Below are 22744 nucleotides of genomic sequence, written 5' to 3' on the forward strand. Positions count from 1 at the left end.
GTCGGTGCTAACACCTACAGTGAGCGGGTGTTCGTCCTCGACGGCCAGGTCGTCTACAGCGCTTCGGATCTCGCCTCCGCTGCTCGCTGTGAATACGCCCTGTTGCGGGCGTTCGACGCCAAGCTCGGATGGGGGCCGGCACCCCCTCGTGATGATGAACTACTGGCGCGCACCGCGGCTTTGGGGGACGCCCACGAGGCCTACTACCTTGCCGAGCTGCGGAAGCGCTTCGGTTCCGGGGTGGCCGGTATTCCCTTCCCTCCCACCTTCACGCTCGACGGACTCCATGCGGTCGCCGCTGCTACGAAGCGGGCATTAGACGACGGCCACCCGGTGGTGTACCAGGCCGCGATGTTCGACGGCCGGTTCGTCGGTTTCGCGGACTTCGTGGTCCGGGAGAATCAGACATACCGCGTCTGTGACACGAAGCTGGCCCGCAGCGCCAAGGTGACGGCCTTGCTGCAGCTGGCGGCCTACGCCGACAGTTTGACGGCGACGGGTGTACCGGTGTCCCCGGAGGTGCGGCTGATACTGGGCAACCGTTCGGCCGTTGACTATCCCGTGGCCGACCTGGTCGGCGTGTATCGCCAGCGGCGAATCCAATTGCAGAACTTGCTCGATCGCCATCTGGCGGGCGGTGTTCCGGCGCATTGGTCCGATGAGCACATCCGCGCCTGCTTCCGTTGTCCCGTGTGCGAGCCGGAGGTCGAGCGCACCGATGACTTGCTGCTAGTCGCGGGCATGCGGATCAGTCAGCGGGCGGCACTACTGGAAGCCGGGGTGGGCACTGTCGCGGAGCTTGCCGCCGGTCCCGGCCCCGTCGCCGATATGTCGGCGCGCAGCCTGCAGCAATTGGTGGCGCAGGCCGAGTTGCAGGTCCGCCAACGTGACAGTGGCACACCACAGTTCGAGGTGGCCGATCCGATCCCGCTGGGCACAATGCCCGCCCCGAATCCCGGAGACATATTTTTCGACTTCGAAGGCGACCCGCTGTGGACAGAGGACGGCGTGCAGTGGGGGCTGGAGTACCTGTTCGGCGTGCTCGAGTACGACCGGTCCGGCAATGAGAAATTCCGGCCGATCTGGGCTCACGATCGCCACGGCGAACGAAAGGCCCTGATCACCTTCCTGGATCTGGTGGCCAAACGCCGCCGCCGGTATCCGGGGATGCACGTCTACCACTACGCGGCGTACGAGAAGACTGCACTGCTGCGCCTGGCCGGCCGGTACGGCGCCGGCGAGGAACAGCTCGACCAGCTGCTGCGCGACAATGTACTGGTCGACCTCTATCCCGTGGTGCGCAAAAGTATTCGCTCCGGTTCCAGCGGTTACGGGCTCAAGGCGTTAGAGCCGCTGTTCATCGAATCCGGAAAGCGCTCTGGGGACGTCACCACCGCGGTGGATTCGATCAACGAATACGCGCGCTATTGCGCGCTGCGCGACAGCGGCGACCCCGTGGCGCAGGAGGTACTGGACTCCATCGCCGAGTACAACCGCTATGACTGCGCCTCTACCCGCAAGCTCCGGGATTGGCTGCTGGTGCGGGCTTTTGAACACGGCATTACCCACCTGTCCTCCCCCGCTGCTGCCGGTGACAAGGATGAGCCGGAGCCCGATGAGATTGACATGGCACTGGCAGCATTCGTGGGGGATTGCGGTCCGGCCGATCGCAGCGCCGAACAAACTGCGGCGGCCATGGTGTCGGCAGCACGCGGCTATCACACACGCGAGCGAAAACCATTCTGGTGGAGCCACTTCGACAGATTGAATAACCCTGTCGACGAATGGGCAGATACCGCCGGAGTTTTCATCGTCGAGGGCGCCGAGCTGGTCGAGGACTGGCATAAATCCGGTAGCCAGCGCAAGCTGCGACGACACGTGAAACTGACGGGTGACCTCGCCGGGGGTGTGCTCGATGCCAGCGTCTACGCGCTCTATGAGCCGCCCGCGCCGGCCGGGCTCGGAGACGGGGATCCCGATCGGCGGGCGGCCGGCTCGGCGACGGTAGTGGAGATCACCGAATCCGGCGGTGTCCCCGTGGACGTGACAATCCAAGAGCTTACGCCGAAGAACGGCGAGGTGTTCTCGGAGATGCCCATGGCTCTTGCGCCGGGCGCACCGGTGATGACAAAGGCACTGGAGGCCGCGATAGAGCAGGTCGCCGCGAGCGTTGCCCATGGCCTTCCCGCGCTACCCCATACCGCGTCTCTCGATATTCTGTTGCGCCGCAATCCCCGTGGTGTGTCACTGCCAGCCGTGGGTGACGGTGGATATGCCGGGGCCATCACCTCCGCACTACGGAATCTGGACTCGTCATACCTGGCCGTACACGGCCCGCCGGGTACCGGAAAAACCTTCACCGCGGCCCGCGTCATCGCCGAACTGGTAGTGAGGCAGGGCTGGCTTGTTGGCGTGGTGGCGCAGTCTCATGCCGTCGTGGAGCACCTCCTGGACCAGGTAGTCGCGGCGGGGGTACCGCCCGAGCGGGTCGCCAAGAAGGCATCGCCGTACAGCGGTGATGCCGCGTGGACTCAGATTCGAGATAACGACTATGCGGGCTTCATCGCATCCCACGCCGACGAGGGCGCCGTCATCGGTGGCACTGCTTGGGATTTCGCGAACACCACCCGCGTCGCCGATGGGGTACTACGCCTGCTGGTCATCGATGAGGCCGGCCAGTTCAGCCTGGCGAACACGCTTGCGGTGGCACGGGGAGCGCAGAACCTGCTGCTGCTCGGCGATCCGCAGCAGCTGCCGCAGGTGTCGCAAGGTGTGCATCCGGAGCCGGTGGACACCTCCGCGCTGGGCTGGCTCGTGGAAGGTCATGGCGCGCTACCCGTCGGCCGCGGATACTTCTTGGAGCGCTCGTACAGGATGCATCCCGCCCTATGCCAACGGGTTTCGGAACTTTCCTACGACGGTGAACTTGAGTCCGCGGCACCGGCGCGCACCTTGGCCGGACAAGAACCCGGGGTACGGACGCTGCTGGTTGATCATGAGGGGAATGCGACCAGCAGTCCACAGGAAGCCGAGGCGATCGCCACGGAGATCACCGGACTGATCGGGGCGGACTGGACCGACGAATCCGGCACACGGCCGCTGGCGCAGTCCGACGTGCTGGTGGTGGCTCCGTACAACGCGCAGGTGTTGGCGTTGCGGGCCGCGCTGGCCGCTGGCGGGCTGGGCGAGGTGCTGGTGGGAACCGTGGACAAGTTCCAGGGGCGCCAGGCCCCGGTTGTGTTCGTGTCGATGACCGCCTCGGCCGTCGATGACGTGCCGCGCGGTATGTCGTTCCTGCTGAACAGGAACCGGCTGAACGTGGCGATCAGCCGAGCGAAGTTCCAGGCGGTGATCGTAAGGTCGCCGGCACTGACCGAATATCTGCCGGCCACCCCCGACGGGCTTGTCGAGCTCGGGGCGTTCTTGGCCCTAAGTCCAGACCGGACCAATGACGCCGTGCCACACTGAGGTCCATGTCTTCGCTTGTGGATGACCTCGTCCAGATAGTCGGCGATCGGTACGTCAGCACCGATACCGACGTGCTGGCCGGTCGTACGATCGACCACACCGGCCGCTACCGCGGTACCGCGAGCATCCTGATCCGCCCCGGCTCCGCCGCGGAAGTCGGCGCAATCTTGAAGGCTTGCAAGGCGCACGGCCACCCCGTCACCACCCAGGGCGGCCGCACGTCGATGGTCGCCGGGACCGTTCCCGAGCATGAGGACGTACTGTTATCCACCGAGCGGCTCACCGAGATCGGCGCCATCGACGCCGTCGAGCGCCGGATCCGCGCCGGATCAGGTGTCACCCTGGCAGCGTTACAACAAGCCGCCGCCAAGGAGAACCTGCAATTCGGCGTCGACATCGGCTCACGCGACTCGGCCACTCTGGGTGGCATGGCATCCACCAACGCCGGCGGCCTGCGCACGGTGCGTTACGGCAATATGCGCGAGCAGGTCATCGGCGTGCAGGTCGCCCTCCCCGACGGATCAATCATGCAGCGCCACAGTGATGTTCGTGCCGATAACACGGGCTACGACCTCACCGGCCTGTTCGTCGGCGCCGAGGGCACCCTCGGCGTCATCACCGCACTCGAACTGCGCCTGCATCCGGTCCCGAAACACAGCGTCGCGGCGATCACCGGGTTCGACCACCTGGATCAGCTGGTCGAGTCGAGCCGGATCTTCCGTGATCTCAGCGGAATTGCCGCACTGGAGCTCATGGACGCCAGGTTGGGCATTCCAAGCCCCGTGGACAATCCATGGCTGCTGCTCATCGAACTCGCCCGCGATAGCGACCCCACCGAAGATCTAGCCGAAGCACTCGACGCCGCCGGCGTGGCCGAGCGGGCTGCCGTCGGTTTGGATGCCAACTCCCGTGACCGCCTTTGGCAGGTACGCGAATCCATCGCCGAGGCGCTGGGAACCTACGGGCCGCCGCTGAAATTCGATGTGGCACTGCCGCTGACACACATCGGCGAGTTCGAGCGACGTGCCACCGCACTGATCGCGGAGAAGGTCCCCGACGCGATACCTGTCTTGTTCGGCCATGTCGGGGAGGGCAATCTGCACTTAAATGTGTTGCGCTGCCCCGACTCCACCGCGTTGTATCAGCCCATGATGACGCTCATCGCCGAGCTGGGCGGCAATGTCAGCTCAGAGCACGGAGTCGGCACAATCAAACGCGACTACCTCGGCATGGCCCGTACCCCGGGCGACATTGCCGCTATGCGGGCCGTCAAGGCAGCCTTCGATCCCACCGGGTTCCTGAACCCCGCGGTGTTGTTCGGACGCGGCCTGGAGGGAAGCGGCACTGCCGGGCGAGAGTCATGACGCTCACCGTCGATCCCGAGAAGTTCAGCCGGGAGTGGTACGCGGCGTGGAACGCACACGACATCGAGGCGGTGCTGGCGCATTTCCACGAGGACGCGGTCTTTACCTCCGCCTATGGCGCCGAAATAGCGCCAGAGACCGGGGGCATCTTTCGGGGCAAGAAGGCGATCCGCGACTACTGGGCCGAAGCCCTCACCCGCAACCCGGATCTGCACTTCGAGCCCGTCGGCACCTACGTGGGCGCAAGGGCTGTCGTCATCAACTACCGAAACCACAAGGGCGGCCTCGTCAACGAGGTCTTAATCTTCGACGGCGACAGCGTGATCGAGGGACACGGCACGTACCTGTGAACCGGTCGGCCGCATGAACAGTGCCGCCACCAAACCGAGCACCAGCGCAGCGACACCCAGCAGCATCGACTGAGACATCGCCGTCGAGAACGGTGCGCGCAACCCGGGCGGCAGCACGCCGTCTGGCGTGGCATCGACTGGAGAGGACGACATTGCGGGCATATTCGACGCCAGCCGCGCTGTCATCAACGCCCCCATCGCGGAGCTGCCCACCACTCCTCCAACCTGCCGCAGCGTGTTGTAGACGCCGGACCCGGCGCCGGCCACCGCGGAAGGCAGGTTCCGCGTCGCGGTGGTGGCCAAGGGTCCCCAGATGCATGCCATGGCCGCACCGATACCCGCCGCGGGCAGCATGAGCTGCCACATCTGTGTCTCCGGCCGCATCATCGCCGTCCACCACAACGTCGAGGCGATCATCGTCGCGATGCCACCGCCGATCAACACCGACGGACGCACCCGGTCGACAAGCCAGCCGGCCACCGGCGCCAAGATCCCGCTCACGATCGCTGTAGGCGCCTGCGTCAGCGCCGCTTTGGTCGGCGAAAATCCGAGCGCCAGTTGTGTATAGAACATCATCGGCAGGCCGGTGGAGATAACGCAAAAGCTCATCGAGGCAATGCCCACGCCGGCGAGCGAGAAGTTACGGTCCGCGAACAGCCGCAATGGAATCAGCGGTTCACCCCGATTCGCCGACTGCCACCACACGAACACGCCCAGGGCCGCCACACCGGCGGCCATGATCCCCCATACCCCCGGCGCCCAGTGGAAGCTCTCCCCTTCCTGCAGCGCGAAGACGAATGCGAACATGCCCACAGCCGAGAGCGTCATACCCAAGAGATCCATTCGATGTGGATGCGTGGGCATGCGCGGAATGTAGATGGCGCCCAGGATCATTCCCAGCACGCCCACCGGGACGTTGACGTAGAAGATCCACTGCCAACCCCAACCATCGACCAACAGGCCGCCTGCGACCGGGCCGACCAGCGTCGCGATACCGGCCACCGCGCCCCACACTCCCATCGCCGTCCCGCGCCGCTGCGGCGGGAACACACGTTGCACCACGGTGAGCGTCTGCGGAGTCAGCATCGCCGCCCCGACTCCTTGCACCACCCGCGCCGCGATGAGCCAACCGATCGATCCGGCGAGCCCACACCACAGCGAGGCGGCGGTAAAGACCACCAGCCCCGCCAAGTACATGGACCTCGGCCCGAACTGGTCGCCGAGTCGCCCGGTGATCAGCAGCGGCACCGCGTAGCCCAACAGATAGGCACTCGTGACCCACACCGTCGCCGAATAGTCGGCACCGAAAGCGGTCTTGATGGCGGGATTGGCGACCGACACGATCGTCGAGTCGAGCAGGATCATGAACAGGCCGAACAGCACCACCCACAACGTCGTCCACGGTCGGGGATATTCAGACTGCACGGCTACGGAATCTCGTCGTGGTTCAGCTGGTGACACGATTTCTCACGACGGCCAGCCCCGCCAGAGCCAGCACAACCCCGATCATCATGACGACGGCCACGGCGAGTGCGTTATTGCCCAGCGCCCCCACCAACGGCGCGATCACCGCTCCCACGCCGAACTGCGAGGCACCGAGCACCGCCGCCGAGGTGCCGGCCGCCTCGCCATGGCGAGACAAGGCCAAGGCCGGCGCGTTGGGAATGACGAATCCCATGAACGCCATCAGTGCCCACACCGGAGCCACGAAGCCGACGAGCCCACCGATACCGAGGCCGGCCAGTACCAGCAGCACCAGCGCCGGAATCAGGGCCAGTGACAGGCACCACTGCACGATCTGCTGCGGTTCGAATCGCTTGAGCAGCACCACGTTCAACTGTGAGGCTGCGACAAAAGCAACGGCGCCCGCGCCGAATACGATGGCGAATACCTGCTGATTCATGCCGTATTGGCCCTGCAGCACGAACGACGCACCCGAGATGTAGGCGAACAGACCCGACAACGACAACCCGGCAACAAGCACCAAGACCACGAAAACCTTGTCGCGCAGCAGATCGCGATAGGTCTGCAGGATTGCCCTCACCCGCAGCGGGCGCCGCGCGCTCGGAGGCAATGTCTCCGGTAGTGCCACGACAGCAAGGATGAGGAGCAGAACCCCCAAACACGACAGCGCGGCGAACACGCTCTGCCATGAGCCATGCACCAGCACGGCCGCACCCAGCGACGGGGCCAGGATTGGCGCGATCCCGATCACCAGCGTGAGCCGGGAGATCACGGTGGCTGCCGCCTTATCGGTGTAGAGGTCACGAACCACGGCCATCGCCACAACCATCGCCGCCGCGGCACCCACCCCTTCGATCGCCCGCAACACACCTAGCACCACGATGTTCGGAGCGATGGTGATGGCCAGTGACGCCGCGATATGCAGGGCCGCTCCCGCGATCAACGGCAGGCGCCTGCCGAGCGAGTCCGACAGCGGGCCCACCAGGAGCTGCCCTAGCCCCAACCCCACCAGCGTTCCGGTCAGCGTCAGCTGGGTGAGGGTCGAGTTGACGTGCAGATCCGTCCCGATATCGGGCAAGGCCGGGAGGTACATGTCGATGGTCAGCGGCCCGAGGGCAACCATCGCACCCAATACGGTGATGAGCCACGCCCTGCCCAGGCGGGTAGTGGGGGCCACGATCGAACCAGCCGGTGCCTGAGCATCCGCCGGTTTATCCGTGGTCGTCTCGCTCCGGGCAGCAGTCACCTCAGTCTTCAGCGCACGCACGCGGCAAAACCTTCCCTTTCCTAACAAATGTGAGCTGCATCTCACCGATTTCATGCCCAGGGACGATGCGAGCACTTCCCCCAGATCAAAAGATCTGCCGTGCCGTGTGCCGTACGCAACTGACGGCCGTCGACGAACGACAGCTTGCCAGTTACCGGAAACACACCCCGCCGGGCTACCCCTTAAGGAACGAAAAGCGCTCGTCATTCGTCTTCACTACTGTGAGAACAAATCTTCGCTCACAACAATGTGGACCCATCCAGCCCACCGCACTGAAGGAACACCGATGAGCACACGCATCACCGAACCGCAGCGGCAGCTCGCTTTGGGCGGCAAGGGCGGCGGCAAGGGCAGGGAAACCAAACTCGGAGCCTCCGGCAAGCTTCTTTCGTTCATCCTGGACCAGAGCACCAAGGTTCAGGAACCCGCGGTCCGAGCCTATGTCCAGAAGTTACGCACCTCCCACCCCAGCGCTGCACCCGGCGAGATCATCACGATGTTGGAGAAGCGGTATCTGGCGACTGTGATGGGCAGCGGTGCGGCGGTCGGCGCCGCTGCCGCATTCCCCGGAGTAGGCACTCTGGCCGCATTGTCCGCCACCGCCGGGGAGGCTGTGCTGTTCCTCGAGGCGACCTCGCTGTTCACCCTCGCGCTGGCAGCGGTGCACGACGTCGAGCTTGCCAAGATCGAACACCGGCACACGCTGGTCCTCGCGGTCCTGCTGGGTGAGGACGGTGAGACGACGGTCTCGGATGTGCTGGGCAAGGACCGCACGGTCGGAGGAGGCTGGCTGGCCGAGGCCACCTCGACGCTGCCGGTACCCGCGCTCAGCCATCTCAACGCCACCCTGCTCAAGCGGTTCACCAAGAAGTTCGCACTCAAACGCGGTGCGATGGCGTTCGGCAAGCTGTTGCCGGCCGGGATCGGCGCCGTCATCGGCGCCGGCGGTAATCGCTTTATCGGCAAACGGATAATCTCCAACGCACGTCATGCCTTTGGGCCGCCCCCGAGCGTATGGCCGGTGCAGTTACGCCTTGTCGCACCCAAGAGCTAGCAACGCAGAGGGGTGGCTGTTCACGGTGCGGCCACCCTTCCGCCATCAGCGGCGCCGATGATGTCGCCTCTGTCATGTCACCGTGACACCTCACCCCCGTTGGCGACGCGTTAGCCTGGTACCGGTCGCTAAACGGACTGAATATCGAACGAGACGGAGCGAGGCGAAGACTGCCGTGAACGGTTCAAATCCCCAATTCGGGCAGAACGAATGGCTGGTCGAGGAGATGTACCAGCGATTCAAGGAAGACCCGTCCTCGGTGGACTCCAGCTGGCACGAATTTCTCGCCGACTACGTGGCCGAGCCCGCGACCGACGCCACCAACGGCCAAGCCGCTGCACCTGCCGCACGTACGGCCCCGACACCCGCGCCCGCCGCTGCGCCTGTGAAACCCGCGGCGGCCCCGGCAGCTGCACCAGTCGCTGCCCAGAAGCCTGCGCTTCCGCCGGTGCCATCAGCGGAAGGTGACGAGAGTCAGGTACTGCGCGGCGCCGCCGCGGCCGTCGTCAAGAACATGTCGGCCTCCCTGGAGATCCCGACCGCCACCAGCGTCCGGGCCATCCCCGCCAAATTGATGATCGACAACCGCATCGTCATCAACAACCACCTCAAGCGCACCCGCGGCGGCAAGATCTCCTTCACGCACCTGCTGGGCTACGCCATCGTCCAGGCCGTCAAGGACTTCCCCAACATGAACCGGCATTTCGCCGAGGTGGACGGGAAGCCCACGGCCGTAACGCCCGCTCACATCAACCTGGGCCTGGCCATCGACCTGCCCGGCAAAGACGGTAACCGCACCCTTGTCGTGGCCGCCATCAAGGGCTGCGAGACAATGGCTTTCGGCCAGTTCATCACCGCCTACGAGGACATCGTGCGGCGCGCGCGGGACGGCAAGTTGACGGCCGAGGACTTCTCCGGGGTCACGATCTCGCTGACCAATCCGGGCACCATCGGCACCGTGCACTCGGTGCCGCGCCTCATGCGCGGTCAGGGTGCCATCGTCGGTGCAGGCGCACTGGAGTACCCCGCGGAGTTCCAGGGCGCCAGCGAGGAGCGCATCTCCGATCTGGGCATCGGCAAGCTCATGACGCTGACGTCCACCTACGACCACCGCATCATCCAGGGTGCCGAATCCGGCGATTTCCTGCGCACGGTGCATCAGCTGCTGCTCTCCGACGACTTCTTCGACGATATCTTCTTTGAGCTGGGCATCCCCTACGAGCCGGTGCGCTGGCGCATCGACAACCCCGACTCGATCGTCGACAAGAACGCTCGGGTGCTGGAACTGATTGCGGCATACCGCAACCGGGGCCATTTGATGGCGGATACCGATCCGCTGCGCCTGGACAAGACCCGTTTCCGCAGCCACCCCGATCTGGATGTACTCACCCACGGTCTGACCCTGTGGGACCTGGACCGCGAGTTCAAGGTGTCGGGGTTCAAGGGTCAGGAGTACATGAAGCTGCGCGACGTGCTCTCGGTACTGCGCGACGCGTACTGCCGGCACGCCGCCGTGGAATACACCCACATCCTGGAGCCCGAGCAGCAGAAGTGGCTACAGGAACGCATAGAGGTCAAGCACGATAAGCCCACCGTGGCCGAGCAGAAGTACATCCTTTCCAAGCTCAATGCCGCCGAGGCTTTCGAGACCTTTTTGGCCACCAAATACGTTGGACAGAAGCGGTTCTCACTGGAGGGCGCCGAGGGCGTCATCCCGATGATGGATGCCGTCATCGACCAGAGTGCAGAGCACGGCCTCGACGAGGTGGTCATCGGCATGCCGCACCGCGGACGCCTCAACGTGCTGGCGAACATCGTCGGCAAGCCGTACTCGCAGATCTTCACCGAGTTCGAGGGCAACCTGAACCCAGCCCTCGCGCACGGCTCCGGTGACGTGAAGTACCACCTGGGCGCCTCCGGCACCTATATCCAGATGTTCGGCGACAACGACATCGAGGTGTCGCTGACGGCCAACCCCTCGCACCTGGAGGCCGTGGACCCGGTGCTGGAAGGTCTGGTGCGGGCCAAACAGGACGTCCTCGACGTCGGCACCGACGGCGGCCGCTTCACCGTGGTGCCACTCATGCTGCACGGTGACGCGGCATTCGCCGGACAGGGCGTGGTGGCCGAAACCCTGAACCTCGCCAACCTCCCCGGCTACCGGACCGGCGGCACCATTCACATCGTGGTCAACAACCAGATCGGTTTCACCACCGCACCGGAGCATTCGCGATCCAGCGAGTACTGCACCGACGTCGCGAAAATGATCGGGGCGCCGATCTTCCACGTCAACGGGGACGACCCCGAGGCGTGTGTTTGGGTGTCGCGACTCGCCGTGGACTTCCGGCAGAAGTTCAACAAGGACGTCGTCATCGACCTCGTCTGCTACCGCCGGCGCGGCCACAACGAGGGCGACGACCCCTCGATGACCAACCCGCAGATGTACGAGGTCATCGACACCAAACGCGGTGTACGCAAGACCTACACCGAATCCCTTATCGGCCGCGGCGATATCTCGATGAAGGAAGCCGAGGACGCCCTGCGCGACTACCAGGGCCAGCTGGAGCGGGTGTTCAACGAGGTCCGCGATCTGGAGAAGTACCAGCAGCGGCCGAGCGAGTCGGTGGAAGAGGACCAGCAGCTGCCGCAGAAATTGGTCACCGCCGTCGACAAGGCACTGCTCCAGCGCATCGGCGACGCCTTCCTGTCGGTGCCGGAGGACTTCACCGTGCACCCGCGGGTCAAGCCGGTGCTCGAGAAGCGCCGCGAAATGGCCTACGAGGGCAAGGTGGATTGGGCCTTCGGCGAGCTACTTGCCCTTGGCACTCTCGTCGCCGAGGGCAAGGTGGTGCGGCTCACGGGCCAGGACTCCAAGCGTGGCACCTTTACCCAGCGCCACGCCGTGATCATCGACCGGCACAACGGCGATGAGTTCAGTCCGCTGAAGCTGGTCGGCGTCGACGCCGAGGGCAACCCCACCGGCGGACGTCTTGTGGTGCATGACTCATCACTGTCCGAATACGCTGCCGTCGGCTTCGAGTACGGCTATTCGGTGGGCAACCCCGACGCAATGGTGTTGTGGGAGGCGCAGTTCGGCGACTTCGTCAACGGTGCGCAGTCGATCATCGACGAGTTCATCTCCTCCGGCGAGGCCAAATGGGGCCAGCTTTCCGAGGTGGTATTGCTGCTCCCCCACGGCCACGAGGGGCAGGGCCCCGATCACACCTCGGGCCGTATCGAACGGTTCCTGCAGCTGTGCGCCGAGGGGTCGATGACGGTGGCGATGCCGTCCACACCCGCCAACTACTTCCACCTGTTGCGTCGGCACGCTCTGGACGGCATCACCCGGCCGATGGTGGTGTTCACGCCAAAGTCCATGCTGCGCAACAAGGCCGCGGTCAGCGATATCAAGGACTTCACCGACCGCAAGTTCCGCTCGGTTCTCGAAGAGGCCAGTTATGAGGATGGCGTCGGCGATCGCAGCAAGGTCCGCCGCATCCTGCTGACCAGCGGAAAGCTGTACTACGACCTGCTGGCTCGTAAGAATGCCGACAAGCGCGACGATGTTGCGATTGTGCGCATCGAGCAGCTGTACCCCATCCCCCGCTACCGACTGGAGGAGACCCTCGGCCGGTATCCGGATGGTACCCAGTACATCTGGGTGCAGGAAGAGCCTGCGAACCAGGGCGCGTGGCCGACCTTCGGCTTGAACCTGCCCGAGGTGGTACCACGCCTCACCGGCCTGACCAAGATCTCGCGCCGGGCCATGTCGGCACCGTCCTCCGGTTCCTCGAAGGTGCATGCCGTCGAGCAGCAGGAGATCATCGACGAGGCGTTCGCTCCTACATCCGAGTAGGAGTGAGCGAACCCAACGTCAGGCCCACCCCTTAGGGGGTGGGCCTGATTCATTCCCGGACTCCTGCCTCGTTGCGCGCGTGTTGAATACGCTGCACCCATGACGGCCAAGCCCGCACCCGCAATCGAACCGATCACGCTGCCTGTCGAGGAATGGCCACCGCTTCATGGCAAGCCCAGACCCTCGCCCGAGGATCCTTTCTTCCTCCCCCCGCCCGGCTGGGAGGACACGCTGCCAGGAAGCATATTGCGGCGCAGGAGGATTCGTATCGCCTTGTTCGGCATCGTCCCCCTGCGCTTGCAGGCGTGGCACCTGCTCTACCGCACCACCGATCTCCACGGCGCACCCGAGACCACGGTGACAACAGTGCTGGTGCCCCGCGATGCCCGGGAGACGTCACCGGTCCTGGCCTATCAGTGCGCCATCGACGCGGTGTCTCCACGAGCCTTCCCCTCCTATGGCCTGCTTCCCCGAACGTTCGGCCTCAATCAGGCCCAGAACGAACTGTTGCTCATGGTGGCCGCACTTGCGCGAGGCTGGGTGGTTTCGGTGAGCGATCACGAAGGGCCGCAAGGACTATGGATGGTGGCCAGACAACCGGGGTATCACGTCCTCGATGGTGTGCGCGCAACCCTGAATGCCGGAGGCGCAGATGGCATACCCCGGCTCCCGGCCAATGCCCCGGTCGGACTCTGGGGGTATTCCGGAGGCGGGACAGCGAGCACCTGGGCCGCCGAGATGGCGCCCGTCTACGCCCCGGAACTCAATGTCGCCGGAGCGCTGCTCGGCGCTCCCGCGGCCCAGCCCGGCGCGCTCGTGCGAAAGCACAGCGGCAAATTCGCCTCCGGACTAATCCTGCCGGTGCTAGCTGCGATGACGCGGGCGCACCCGGGCACACTCACGTTCCTCGATGGGCACCTGACCCGCCGCGGTCGCCAGATCATCGCCAAGGCGGCAGAGGTCAGTCTCGCGGAATCGGTCCTGCGGTGGCCGTTCAAGAACTTTGACACGCTCGTCGATCGGCCCATCGAAGAATTGATGAAGGCGGCCGAGATCAGCAGCGTCACCGAAGAGATGCGCCTGGGGCAACGCGCACCCAGCGCGCCGGTCTACCTGTACCACGCCGTCCGCGACCAGCTACTTCCGATTGCTGCCTCCGATCAGCTGGCGCAGGCCTACATCGCGGGCGGCACTCATGTCACCTACCGACGCGACCGGAGCACCGAACATATTCTGCTGGCGATGCTCGGCGGCAGCGACGCCCTCGGATGGTTGGCCGCGCGATTGGAGGGCAAGCCATTGCCGTCGACACCGGACGTGAGGACCGTGCTCTCGACATCGCTGACCCGCCTCGCGGTGCGGAGCCAGCTGCACTGGCAATGGGGAATCCTGAAGCTGTTCCTCGGCCGTCTGTAAATACCGTAACAATGGCCGACCCATTGTCGCGAGAACTTAACCAAAAACCGACTCGGCGTTCAATTTCGACGACGACATTGTCGGCCGGTAATGGCCTGGTCAGCAACGATGGCAGCCCGTGTATTCTGAACACAGTCGCGAGGTTGACTTCGCCCGTTTGCCTAATCGGTGATGAACCCCAAGGTCAAACTGGCGCCTTAGTGGCTAAACCCGATTCGGTGCCGATTCGTCACCACGGATCATTCTTGTTGAATACGCTGCGCGAATCCTCTGATACTTCTATGGGCGTCACGACTACCGATCACGTTCCCCCAGGAAAGATGAGAGCGACTAGAACAAGGACAGGAGCCAGATGACTGCCGGCACTGCGCCCACGTCGACCCCGGCGACTCAGTCGATCGAGGCCTGGCCGATGCAACTCGATAAGCCGCTGCCGTCCCCGGACGACCCCTTCTTTGTTCCACCCGAGGGCTGGGACAAAACCGCACCCGGTACACCCTTACGACGCAGGCGAGTTCGGATCGGGTTGTTTGGACTCATTCCCCTGAAGCTGCACGCATGGCAGGTGCTCTATCGCAGCACCGACTTACATGGGGCCCCCGAGACGACCGTGACAACGGTGCTCGTCCCAAAAAAGGCGACAGTGGCGGCGCCGCTGCTTGCCTTCCAGAGTGCGATCGACGCCGTCACCCCCAAGAGATTCCCCTCCTATTACCTGCAGCATCGGACCTTCGGTATCAACCAGTCACAAAACGAGTTTCTGCTGGCAGTGGCCGCACTCCAACGAGGGTGGATAGTGACCATCAGCGACCACGAGGGACCAAAGGGCCTCTGGATGGCGCCCAAACAACCCGGCTATCACGTGCTCGACGGGCTGCGCGCCACGATTGCCGCATCCGGCGAGGACGGCATTCCGCAGCTGTCCATCCAGACTCCGACAGCAGTATGGGGTTACTCGGCCGGTGGCAACGCAACCGCCTGGGCCGCCGAACTCGCCGGCGAGTACGCGCCCGAACTCAATCTCGTGGGGGCCTTGATCGGCGCGCCCGCCCCGCAACCCGGCCCCCTCATGCACCATCTCAGCGGCCAGTACGCTTCGGGGCTCATCATCATCGTGCTGGCGGCCATGATGCGGGTAAGCCCCTCTATCCAAGACTTCCTGCAGAAGCACCTCACCAAGAGAGGCCGCCGGATGGTCGAGAAGGCCGAGCGCCTTACTGTCATCCAGGCTCTGCTGTACTGGCCATTTCTCAACTTCAACAGAATCTTCGACCGTCCCCTCGAAGAGGTGATGGACACACCGGAGATCGCCGCCCTTACCGACGCGATGACGCTGGGGCTGCGCACCCCCACCGCGCCGATTTACCTCTACCACTCGATCCACGACGTACTCCTGCCGGTTTCCAGCACCGACCAACTCGCCGAGGACTACATCGCCGGTGGCGCACATGTCACTTACCGGCGCGACCGGGCCAGCGAGCGGATCTTTTTGCTGCTGTCCGGCGGCCATGATGCGCTCGGCTGGCTGGATGAGCGTATGCGCGGCAAGACATTACCGACGCGACCCGATATCCGAACGGTGGTGTCAACGGTCCTCTCACCACGCGCCCTGACCATGTACGTCCGACAGGTTGTGGCATTCGTGAAGCTCCTTGCCGGGCGGCTCTGAACCGAAGTCAGCGCGCCTTCACTGCCAGTAGCGCTGCCGCGAGAGTGCGCGCGGCCGACGGCTGTGCGGGATCCAGGCCGGTGAGCTCGGCGACCCGCCGCAGTCTGTAGTCAAGGGTGTTCGGATGCACATGCAGCGATTTGGCCGCAAGCTGTCGCCCGTGCTCATGCTGCAGATACGCACTGAGCGCCTGCTGCAGATGCGGGTGTGGCGCCAGTGGCTGGACAGTCGCGGCGAGTAGGTCACGCGCCCTACCGGGGCGGGTGATCTGGTACTCCATGAGCACATCCGGCAGCCGGTAGGCGCCGGGTGCCCGGCCGAGTCTCAGCGCAAGCAGCGCCAATTCACGTGCTTCCTCGGCGGCCGCCGCAATCTCACCGGGATCGGCCGCATCGGACACGCCGAGCGTGACAGGCGCCCCTGCCACCTCAGAGAACAGTGGCAGCAGCGATTCCACCGTGCCCACGGCGGGCAGCAAGATGATGCCCCCGCGGCCGTCCAAAGAGGTGAGCACGGGCTCACGGGCATATAGATCGACGATGTCCTGCACGCGGTGGGCGCGCCGCCGAGCCACCACACTGTTCCCCGCCGGCTCCGGCATGTACAGGAACAGCACGTCATAGGACAGCGCCAGCGTGACGCTGGCACGCTCGGCAGCCTCCATCCACGGTGTCCCCTTGACTAACGCATCAAAAAGGTCGCGGCGAGCCTCCGTCGTCGCACCATGAAGGCCTTGGCGCTCTTCCAGATACGCGGTGGTGACCGCGGGCACCATCAACTGCAGATACCGCTGCAGCTGCACGCTGACCGCTAGCACCTCGCCGGTCTCGTCGGGGGCCGCCAGGTCCCGGAGGGTCTCGATGCCGACCCGCGCGGCGACGCTGTACGCGGCCAAGAGCGCCGCCAGCGGAATATCCTCCTGCGCCCGCCGTGACGCCGCCAGGATCGGCCCTGCTAATTCGTCTTCGGTAGGCGGTCGCGACTCCAGGAGGACTCGGACGAAAATCCGAAAATTCTGCTTGGTGAACTCGGTGATCTCGCCGTCGAGAACTTCTCGGGGAAGCATTCCGTAGTACGGCACCTCGGCGGCGAAGCAGTCCACAGCATGGCGCACCGTCTCCGGCAGCTTGCGCATGAACCGATCACTGAGCGACGCCGTCATCAGCGGACTCCAACCTTCTCCCACTGCACCGTGGAATACCCGTACCCTCACGAACCCGATCTGCGAGACCCCTGCGCACCCTACCGTCCCGCACATGAGTTCGGAGGTTTGCTCGAAGGTTCATCGGACGGCACGCGGGTTATTGGGGCCCGTCATAGCTTTCGGGCACGGGCCTCGTATCTTTCACAAAGATCGGGCCGAGTCACGGACTTTCCTCCCGCACCGCTCCTAGGTTTCACAGATGACTGCTATCGCCCCACGGCGCTCGCTCAATGAGCTGGTCACGCGGTACTGGACCATGATGTCGAAGGTCTACAACTTCCCGCTCGTGCAGCGCCACGTTTACAGCCCTGCCCAAGACGACACCATCAGGCAGCTACGCGAGCACAATGCCCAGCACATCGTAGATATCGCTTGCGGCACAGGAATATTGGCGTCACGTATCCAGGCCGAGCTGAGCCCGGCATCCGTTTTCGGCGTCGACATGTCCGATGGCATGCTCGCCAAGGCACGGGTTCGATCCACCGAGGTGCAGTGGAAGAAGGCACCCGCAGAACAACTCCCGTTCGACGACGGCACCCTCGATGCGGTGGTCACTACGTCGGCATTTCACTTCTTCGACCAGCCTGCCGCGCTGGCGGAGTTCTACCGCGTACTCGTCCCCGGCGGCATGGCATCCGTCGCCACTATCTGCCCGAGGAAGCGCCGCTGGCTGGGACGCGGAACCGGCGCACGCGGACCCGCACACTTCCCTACGGCCGCCGAGATGGAGCGACTGTTCTCCCGCGCCGGGTTTGATGTCGTCGTGCACCGTCCGGTGGCGCGGCCGATCACGCCGCCCCTGATCTCCGTCGACTGGATCTGTGTCGGCCTCAAGACCTGAGCGCCTGCGGCCGCCCTGACCATGCGGTGCCGCCATCCATTACCCTCACTGATTGACGTCAGCCTCACAACGTAAATCTGTCAGGAGTGCTCATGGACGGCTTTAACGGCAAGGTCGCCGTGGTAACCGGCGCGGGATCGGGCATCGGGCGCGCACTGGCGGTGGAACTGGCACGCTCGGGCGCCAAGGTGGCCATCAGCGACATCGACAACGAGGGCCTGGCCGAAACCGAACGCCAGATCAAGGCCCTCGGTGCAGAGGTCCGCTCCGATCGCCTCAACGTCGCTGAGCGCGAAGCCTTCCTGCTCTACGCCGACGTCGTCAAGGAGCACTTCGGCAAGGTCAATCAGATCTACAACAACGCCGGCATCGATTTCCACGGCGACTTCGAGATCAGCGAGTTCAAGGACATCGAACGAATCATCGACGTCGACTACTGGGGTGTGGTCAACGGCACCAAAGCCTTCCTGCCGCACCTGGTCGCCTCCGGCGACGGCCACGTCGTCAACGTCTCCAGCATCTTCGGCATCATGGCATGCCCGGGCCAAAGTGCCTACAACGCAGCGAAATTCGCGGTACGCGGGTTCACCGAGTCTCTCCGCCAAGAGATGATCACCGGCAAGAAGCCTGTCGCAGTCACCTGCGTGCATCCCGGCGGTATCAAGACCAATGTGGCCCGCAACGCCACGGTGGCCGAGGGCTATGACCATGCCGAATTCGCGAAGTTGTTCGATCTGCTCGCACGAACCAGCCCGCAGGCGGCGGCACGCATCATCCTCACCGCCGTCCGCAAGAAGAAGCCGCGCGTACTCGTCGGACCGGATGCCAAGGTGATTGACGTCTTGGTCCGATTGACGGGCTCGCGATACCAGGATCTGTTCCTACTCGGCGAGCGGTTCCTGATGCCCAAACGTTCCAGCTGACCCACTACTCTGACTATTTGACAGTCGTCTAACAAGGAGACATCTATGGAAGGCTTCAACGGCAAGGTCGCCGTGGTGACCGGCGCAGGTTCGGGAATCGGACGCGCGCTGGCGGTGGAACTCGCACGCTCGGGCGCCAAGTTGGCCATCAGCGATGTCGACGCGGAAGGTCTGGCCGAAACCGAACGCCAGGTCAAGGCCCTCGGCGCAGAGGTCCGCTCCGATCGCCTCAATGTTGTTGAGCGCGAAGCCTTCCTGCTGTATGCCGATGCCGTCAAGGAGCACTTCGGCAAGGTCAACCAGATCTACAACAACGCCGGCATCGCGTATCAGGGCGAGGTAGAGGAAAGCCACTTCAAGGACATCGAACGAATCATCGACGTCGACTTCTGGGGCGTGGTCAACGGCACCAAGGCCTTCCTGCCGCACCTGGTCGCCTCCGGCGACGGCCACGTCGTCAACGTCTCCAGCCTGTTCGGCGTACTGTCCATGCCAGGCCAAAGTGCCTACAACTCAGCCAAATTCGCGGTACGCGGGTTCACCGAGTCGCTGCGCCAGGAGATGATCATCGGCAAGAAACCCGTCGCGGTCACCTGCGTGCACCCCGGCGGCATCAAGACCGCCATCGCACGCAACTCCACTGCCGCGGAGGGCTACGACGTCAAGGCCGGGGCCGCGTTGTTCGACAAGTACCTGGCGAACACCAGCCCCGAAGCCGCCGCACGCATCATCCTCACCGCCGTGCGCAAGAAGAAGCCCCGCGTGCTCGTTGGCCCCGACGCCAAGATCCTCGATGTGATCGTTCGGGTCACCGGAGCGCGCTACCAGGACATCTTCTCCCTGGTCACACGCTACGTGCTACCCAAGCCCACGAAGAAGTAGCTTCCCCGGGTCGATCATTCGCGCTATCGCGCTGCGCGAATGATCGACGGCAGGAAGGTTCCGATGATGGTCTGATCGAAGACCATCGTGCTGGGAAGCCGATTGTGCACAATCGCCACCGAGATGTTGCGCTTCTGATCGGCCCACCCGAAGGAGCCACCGAGCCCGATGTGCCCAAATCCCCCACCGATCATCGGCGCCACCAGGGAGTGATACCCGCGGTGCCAGCCCATCGGTAGCCCCAGCGTGTGATCCATCCGGTAGCTGTTCTTGCGACCGAGGCCCGTGGCGATTTCCGGTGAGAGCAAACGTATCCCGTCCACGCTGCCGTCGCCCGCCAGGGCGGAGTAGAGCTTGGCCAGCGCCGGTGCGGTACAGCAGGCGCTGCCCGCCCCGCATCGCAGATCCATCACCGCCGCGCTAGCATGCCCATCATCGGCCAGCAGCATCTCGGCGCCGGGTCTATACAACGTCGACGCGGCCCCCTTGCCTCCGGGAACCTTGTCCAGCATCCCCATCACCGGCGGGGCCGTCCGGCGAATAAAGCCGGACCTTGCGACCCGGTCCAAATACGGTGTGAGGGCAGCAGACCCGGAAGGTGAGCCGATGGGCGGACGCCCAAGATAGATGCCGTCAACCCCGAGCGGTTCGGCGAGTTCGGTGCGATACAGCTCTTCGAGGTCTTTGCCGGTGACGGCCTTGGCCAACCGGCCCATCAGCCAGCCTATGGACAACGCGTGATACGCCGGTTTACCGAAGTACCTATCGACCGGTGCCGCGGCCAGCCGGTCCGCCATCAAATCCGGATCGAACATCTCCTCATAGCTGCGCGCGATACCCGTAAGCCGCGACAACCCGGCGGTGTGGGACAGGATCTCGTCGACCGTGATCGCGCCCTTGCCATGGGCGGCGAACTCGGGCCAGTACTGCGACACCGGCGCGGAATAGTCCAACAGGCCGCGATCCACCAGCCTGTGGATGATCGTGGCGGTGACCCCCTTGGATGCCGAGAAGATATTCGCCGCGGTATCACGCGTCCACTGCTGCCCCAGCTGCGCCAGCCCGGCCCACAGATCGAGTACCGGTTCGCCGTCTACGTACACACAGATGGCGCCACCGCCGACGCGGTATTTGGTGAAGGCAAGCGAGAAGATCCGCACCACACCTCCAAACTCGGGGCGGGCCCAGCCATTCACCCCCGGCGGCAGCTCCATACCGCGTTCCAGCGGCGGGTAGGCGAACGGAAGGGACGTGGGTTGCGACGGTTCGGCGGCCGCGTCATCGAAGCCAAGAGGTTGTGCCATAAGTAACACTGAGTACCAGGTACTTGGCATTAGAACAAGGCTGGTCGAGCAGATATCAGACAGGTACCCAATCAACGGTCACCGATTGGGGGCCCTTCACGACCCGAGCACTTCCTCAGCCGACCGCCTTGACGATCTGAGGCCACAGGAACGCAAACGAGATCTGGTCGAGCGCCATGGTCAGTGGCAGCCGGTTATGTGCGAAGCCAACGGCGATCTTGCGCTTCGGATCGGCCCATCCCATCGAGCCACCGAGGCCGATGTGGCCGAAACCGCCGCGGAATCCGTTCATGGGCAGCGACATGTACCCCAGATGCATCCCCATCGGGAACACAATGGTGCGGTCGATGGTCAGATTGGTCTTACGAGCAAGCCCGGCAACAGTTTCCGGCGAAAGGAACTCATTGCCGTCGACACTGCCACCACCCGCCAGGGCGGCGTACATCTTGGCGAGCGCGGGCGCCGTGGCAATCGCGTTGGCGGCGGGAGCCTGCATGTCGTACAGAGCCGAATTCAGCGTGCCGTCGTCGGCGAGAATCCGCTCCATTCCCGGCTCGTACATTGTGCCGATGGCACCCTCGAAACCGGGAAGGCGATCGATGGCACGTATGACCGTCGGCAGCACCCGGCCCACCACGGGCATATTCGCCACCGGGTCCAGGAAGGGGTACATCGAGGCGGCCTTGGTCGGCGAGGTGCGCGGCGGACGTCCGAGATGAATCCCGTCGACCCCGAGCGGTTCGGCGATCTCGGTCCGGAACAGCTCACGCATATCCCTACCGGTGACCGCCCGTGCCAGTCCCGCGAGCAGCCATCCGAAGGTCAGTGCGTGGTAGGCACGCTTACCGTAGAACCTATCGACGGAGGCCGCGGCAAGGCGCTGCTCCATCAGCTCGTGATCGACGATTTCCTCTGCGTGGTAAGCGATCCCGTCGAGCCGGGAAAGACCGGCCCGGTGATCGAGCACCTGGCGCACGGTGATGGACGACTTGCCATTGGCCCCGAACTCCGGCCAGTAGCGCGCGACCGGTGCGTCATAGGACAACAATCCCCGGTCAACCAGACGGTGAATGACGGTGGCGGCGATGCCCTTCGACGCCGAGAAGACGAGGGCGCCGGTGTCTCGCGTCCAGCCCTGCCCCGCTGCCGCCGCGCCCGCCCAGATGTCCAAGGCCGGTTCACCGTCCACGTAGACACTCAGACCACCGCCACCCAGACGGTACTTGGTGAACATCCAGTCAAAGGCCCGAACGACGGAGGACAGCTCGGGCCGCGCCCAACCCTCCACTCCGCCCGGCAACCGTAATCCGGGCTGGTCACCCGGGTATAACTCGTCACGACGTACAGGTGCTGTGGCCGCAACATTGGGGCCCAGAGGGATCGCCATAGTGACATTTGGGTACCACGTGTCAAATATTCGGGTCAAGTCACAATCTGGTTGCTGACATCGTCATGGCAGGTCAGGGACTCGCAGACCCGCTCGACGGCACCACCACCGGAGTTCCGGGATTTGGGGCCTAGGGCTCAAAATCGATAGTTCGCGAGGTTGAATGTACGACTGCGCCAGGCGGATTCCACCGTGGTGCCCATGATCGAGAAGTGACTCGGAAATCCAGGCACACTCGCCCCTCCGTAGGCCCGCAGACTGTGCGTATCCCCATAGGCCTGCTACGTAACGTGGT

The 22744-nt window shown here is 64.4% G+C and carries 15 protein-coding genes; 10 read left to right on the forward strand and 5 right to left on the reverse strand.

What is annotated here, in order from left to right:
* Nucleotides 1-27 precede the first annotated feature (27 nt).
* Genes AC5Y5C_RS18495 through AC5Y5C_RS18505 form a run of 3 tightly spaced genes read left to right on the forward strand, consistent with a single transcriptional unit; the run spans nt 28 to nt 5182 of the window.
* Nucleotides 28-3468 carry a TM0106 family RecB-like putative nuclease gene (locus AC5Y5C_RS18495; RefSeq protein WP_499975064.1) on the forward strand — a complete coding sequence of 1147 codons (3441 nt, stop codon included), beginning with the start codon at nt 28-30 and terminating at the stop codon, nt 3466-3468.
* Nucleotides 3469-3473: 5 nt separating this feature from the next.
* Nucleotides 3474-4832 carry an FAD-binding oxidoreductase gene (locus tag AC5Y5C_RS18500; RefSeq protein WP_499975068.1) on the forward strand — a complete coding sequence of 453 codons (1359 nt, stop codon included), beginning with the start codon at nt 3474-3476 and terminating at the stop codon, nt 4830-4832.
* A complete protein-coding gene (locus AC5Y5C_RS18505; RefSeq protein WP_499975072.1) occupies nt 4829-5182 on the forward strand; it encodes a nuclear transport factor 2 family protein in 354 nt (117 codons plus the stop codon). Before AC5Y5C_RS18500 ends, AC5Y5C_RS18505 begins: the two co-directional genes overlap by 4 nt.
* On the opposite strand, the gene AC5Y5C_RS18510 is transcribed toward AC5Y5C_RS18505, so the two are convergent.
* Complete coding sequence (locus AC5Y5C_RS18510) at nt 5132-6607, reverse strand: DHA2 family efflux MFS transporter permease subunit (protein WP_499975075.1); 1476 nt, start codon at nt 6605-6607, stop codon at nt 5132-5134. The genes AC5Y5C_RS18505 and AC5Y5C_RS18510 overlap by 51 nt on opposite strands.
* A gap of 22 nt (nt 6608-6629) precedes the next feature.
* The gene (locus AC5Y5C_RS18515) at nt 6630-7913 is read right to left on the reverse strand and encodes a Bcr/CflA family efflux MFS transporter (protein ID WP_499975078.1); all 1284 of its coding nucleotides are present in this window, start codon (nt 7911-7913) and stop codon (nt 6630-6632) included.
* A gap of 286 nt (nt 7914-8199) precedes the next feature.
* Here AC5Y5C_RS18515 and AC5Y5C_RS18520 point away from each other — a divergent pair, with 286 nt between their 5' ends.
* From AC5Y5C_RS18520 to AC5Y5C_RS18535, 4 genes are all read left to right on the forward strand, one after another.
* Nucleotides 8200-8967, forward strand: a complete 768-nt coding sequence (locus tag AC5Y5C_RS18520) for a hypothetical protein (RefSeq protein WP_499975081.1) — start codon at nt 8200-8202, stop codon at nt 8965-8967.
* Nucleotides 8968-9142: 175 nt separating this feature from the next.
* Complete coding sequence (locus AC5Y5C_RS18525; protein WP_499975082.1) at nt 9143-12823, forward strand: multifunctional oxoglutarate decarboxylase/oxoglutarate dehydrogenase thiamine pyrophosphate-binding subunit/dihydrolipoyllysine-residue succinyltransferase subunit; 3681 nt, start codon at nt 9143-9145, stop codon at nt 12821-12823.
* A gap of 99 nt (nt 12824-12922) precedes the next feature.
* Nucleotides 12923-14239, forward strand: a complete 1317-nt coding sequence (locus AC5Y5C_RS18530) for a lipase family protein (RefSeq protein WP_499975084.1) — start codon at nt 12923-12925, stop codon at nt 14237-14239.
* A gap of 352 nt (nt 14240-14591) precedes the next feature.
* A complete protein-coding gene (locus tag AC5Y5C_RS18535) occupies nt 14592-15908 on the forward strand; it encodes a lipase family protein (RefSeq protein ID WP_499975086.1) in 1317 nt (438 codons plus the stop codon).
* Between the two features lie 7 nt (nt 15909-15915).
* Here the strand turns inward: AC5Y5C_RS18535 and AC5Y5C_RS18540 are convergent, their stop codons facing one another.
* On the reverse strand, nt 15916-17070 hold the full coding sequence (locus tag AC5Y5C_RS18540; RefSeq protein WP_499975089.1) for a PucR family transcriptional regulator: 1155 nt from the start codon (nt 17068-17070) through the stop codon (nt 15916-15918).
* A gap of 241 nt (nt 17071-17311) precedes the next feature.
* Between AC5Y5C_RS18540 and AC5Y5C_RS18545 the strand changes: the two genes are divergently transcribed.
* The 3 genes from AC5Y5C_RS18545 to AC5Y5C_RS18555 all read left to right on the forward strand — a co-directional run bounded on the left by AC5Y5C_RS18545 (nt 17312) and on the right by AC5Y5C_RS18555 (nt 19758).
* Nucleotides 17312-17953, forward strand: coding sequence for a class I SAM-dependent methyltransferase (locus AC5Y5C_RS18545; RefSeq protein WP_499975091.1), 642 nt, complete (start codon nt 17312-17314; stop codon nt 17951-17953).
* A 92-nt stretch (nt 17954-18045) separates the two neighbouring features.
* Nucleotides 18046-18876, forward strand: coding sequence for an SDR family NAD(P)-dependent oxidoreductase (locus tag AC5Y5C_RS18550; protein WP_499975095.1), 831 nt, complete (start codon nt 18046-18048; stop codon nt 18874-18876).
* A 45-nt stretch (nt 18877-18921) separates the two neighbouring features.
* A complete protein-coding gene (locus AC5Y5C_RS18555; RefSeq protein WP_499975097.1) occupies nt 18922-19758 on the forward strand; it encodes an SDR family NAD(P)-dependent oxidoreductase in 837 nt (278 codons plus the stop codon).
* Nucleotides 19759-19781: 23 nt separating this feature from the next.
* Here the strand turns inward: AC5Y5C_RS18555 and AC5Y5C_RS18560 are convergent, their stop codons facing one another.
* Nucleotides 19782-21062 carry a serine hydrolase domain-containing protein gene (locus AC5Y5C_RS18560; protein WP_499975099.1) on the reverse strand — a complete coding sequence of 427 codons (1281 nt, stop codon included), beginning with the start codon at nt 21060-21062 and terminating at the stop codon, nt 19782-19784.
* Between the two features lie 115 nt (nt 21063-21177).
* Nucleotides 21178-22449: a serine hydrolase domain-containing protein gene (locus AC5Y5C_RS18565; RefSeq protein WP_499975101.1), complete on the reverse strand. Its 1272-nt coding sequence runs from the start codon at nt 22447-22449 to the stop codon at nt 21178-21180.
* Between the last annotated feature and the right edge of the window lie 295 nt (nt 22450-22744).

This window comes from Mycobacterium sp. NGS15 (assembly GCF_059813245.1).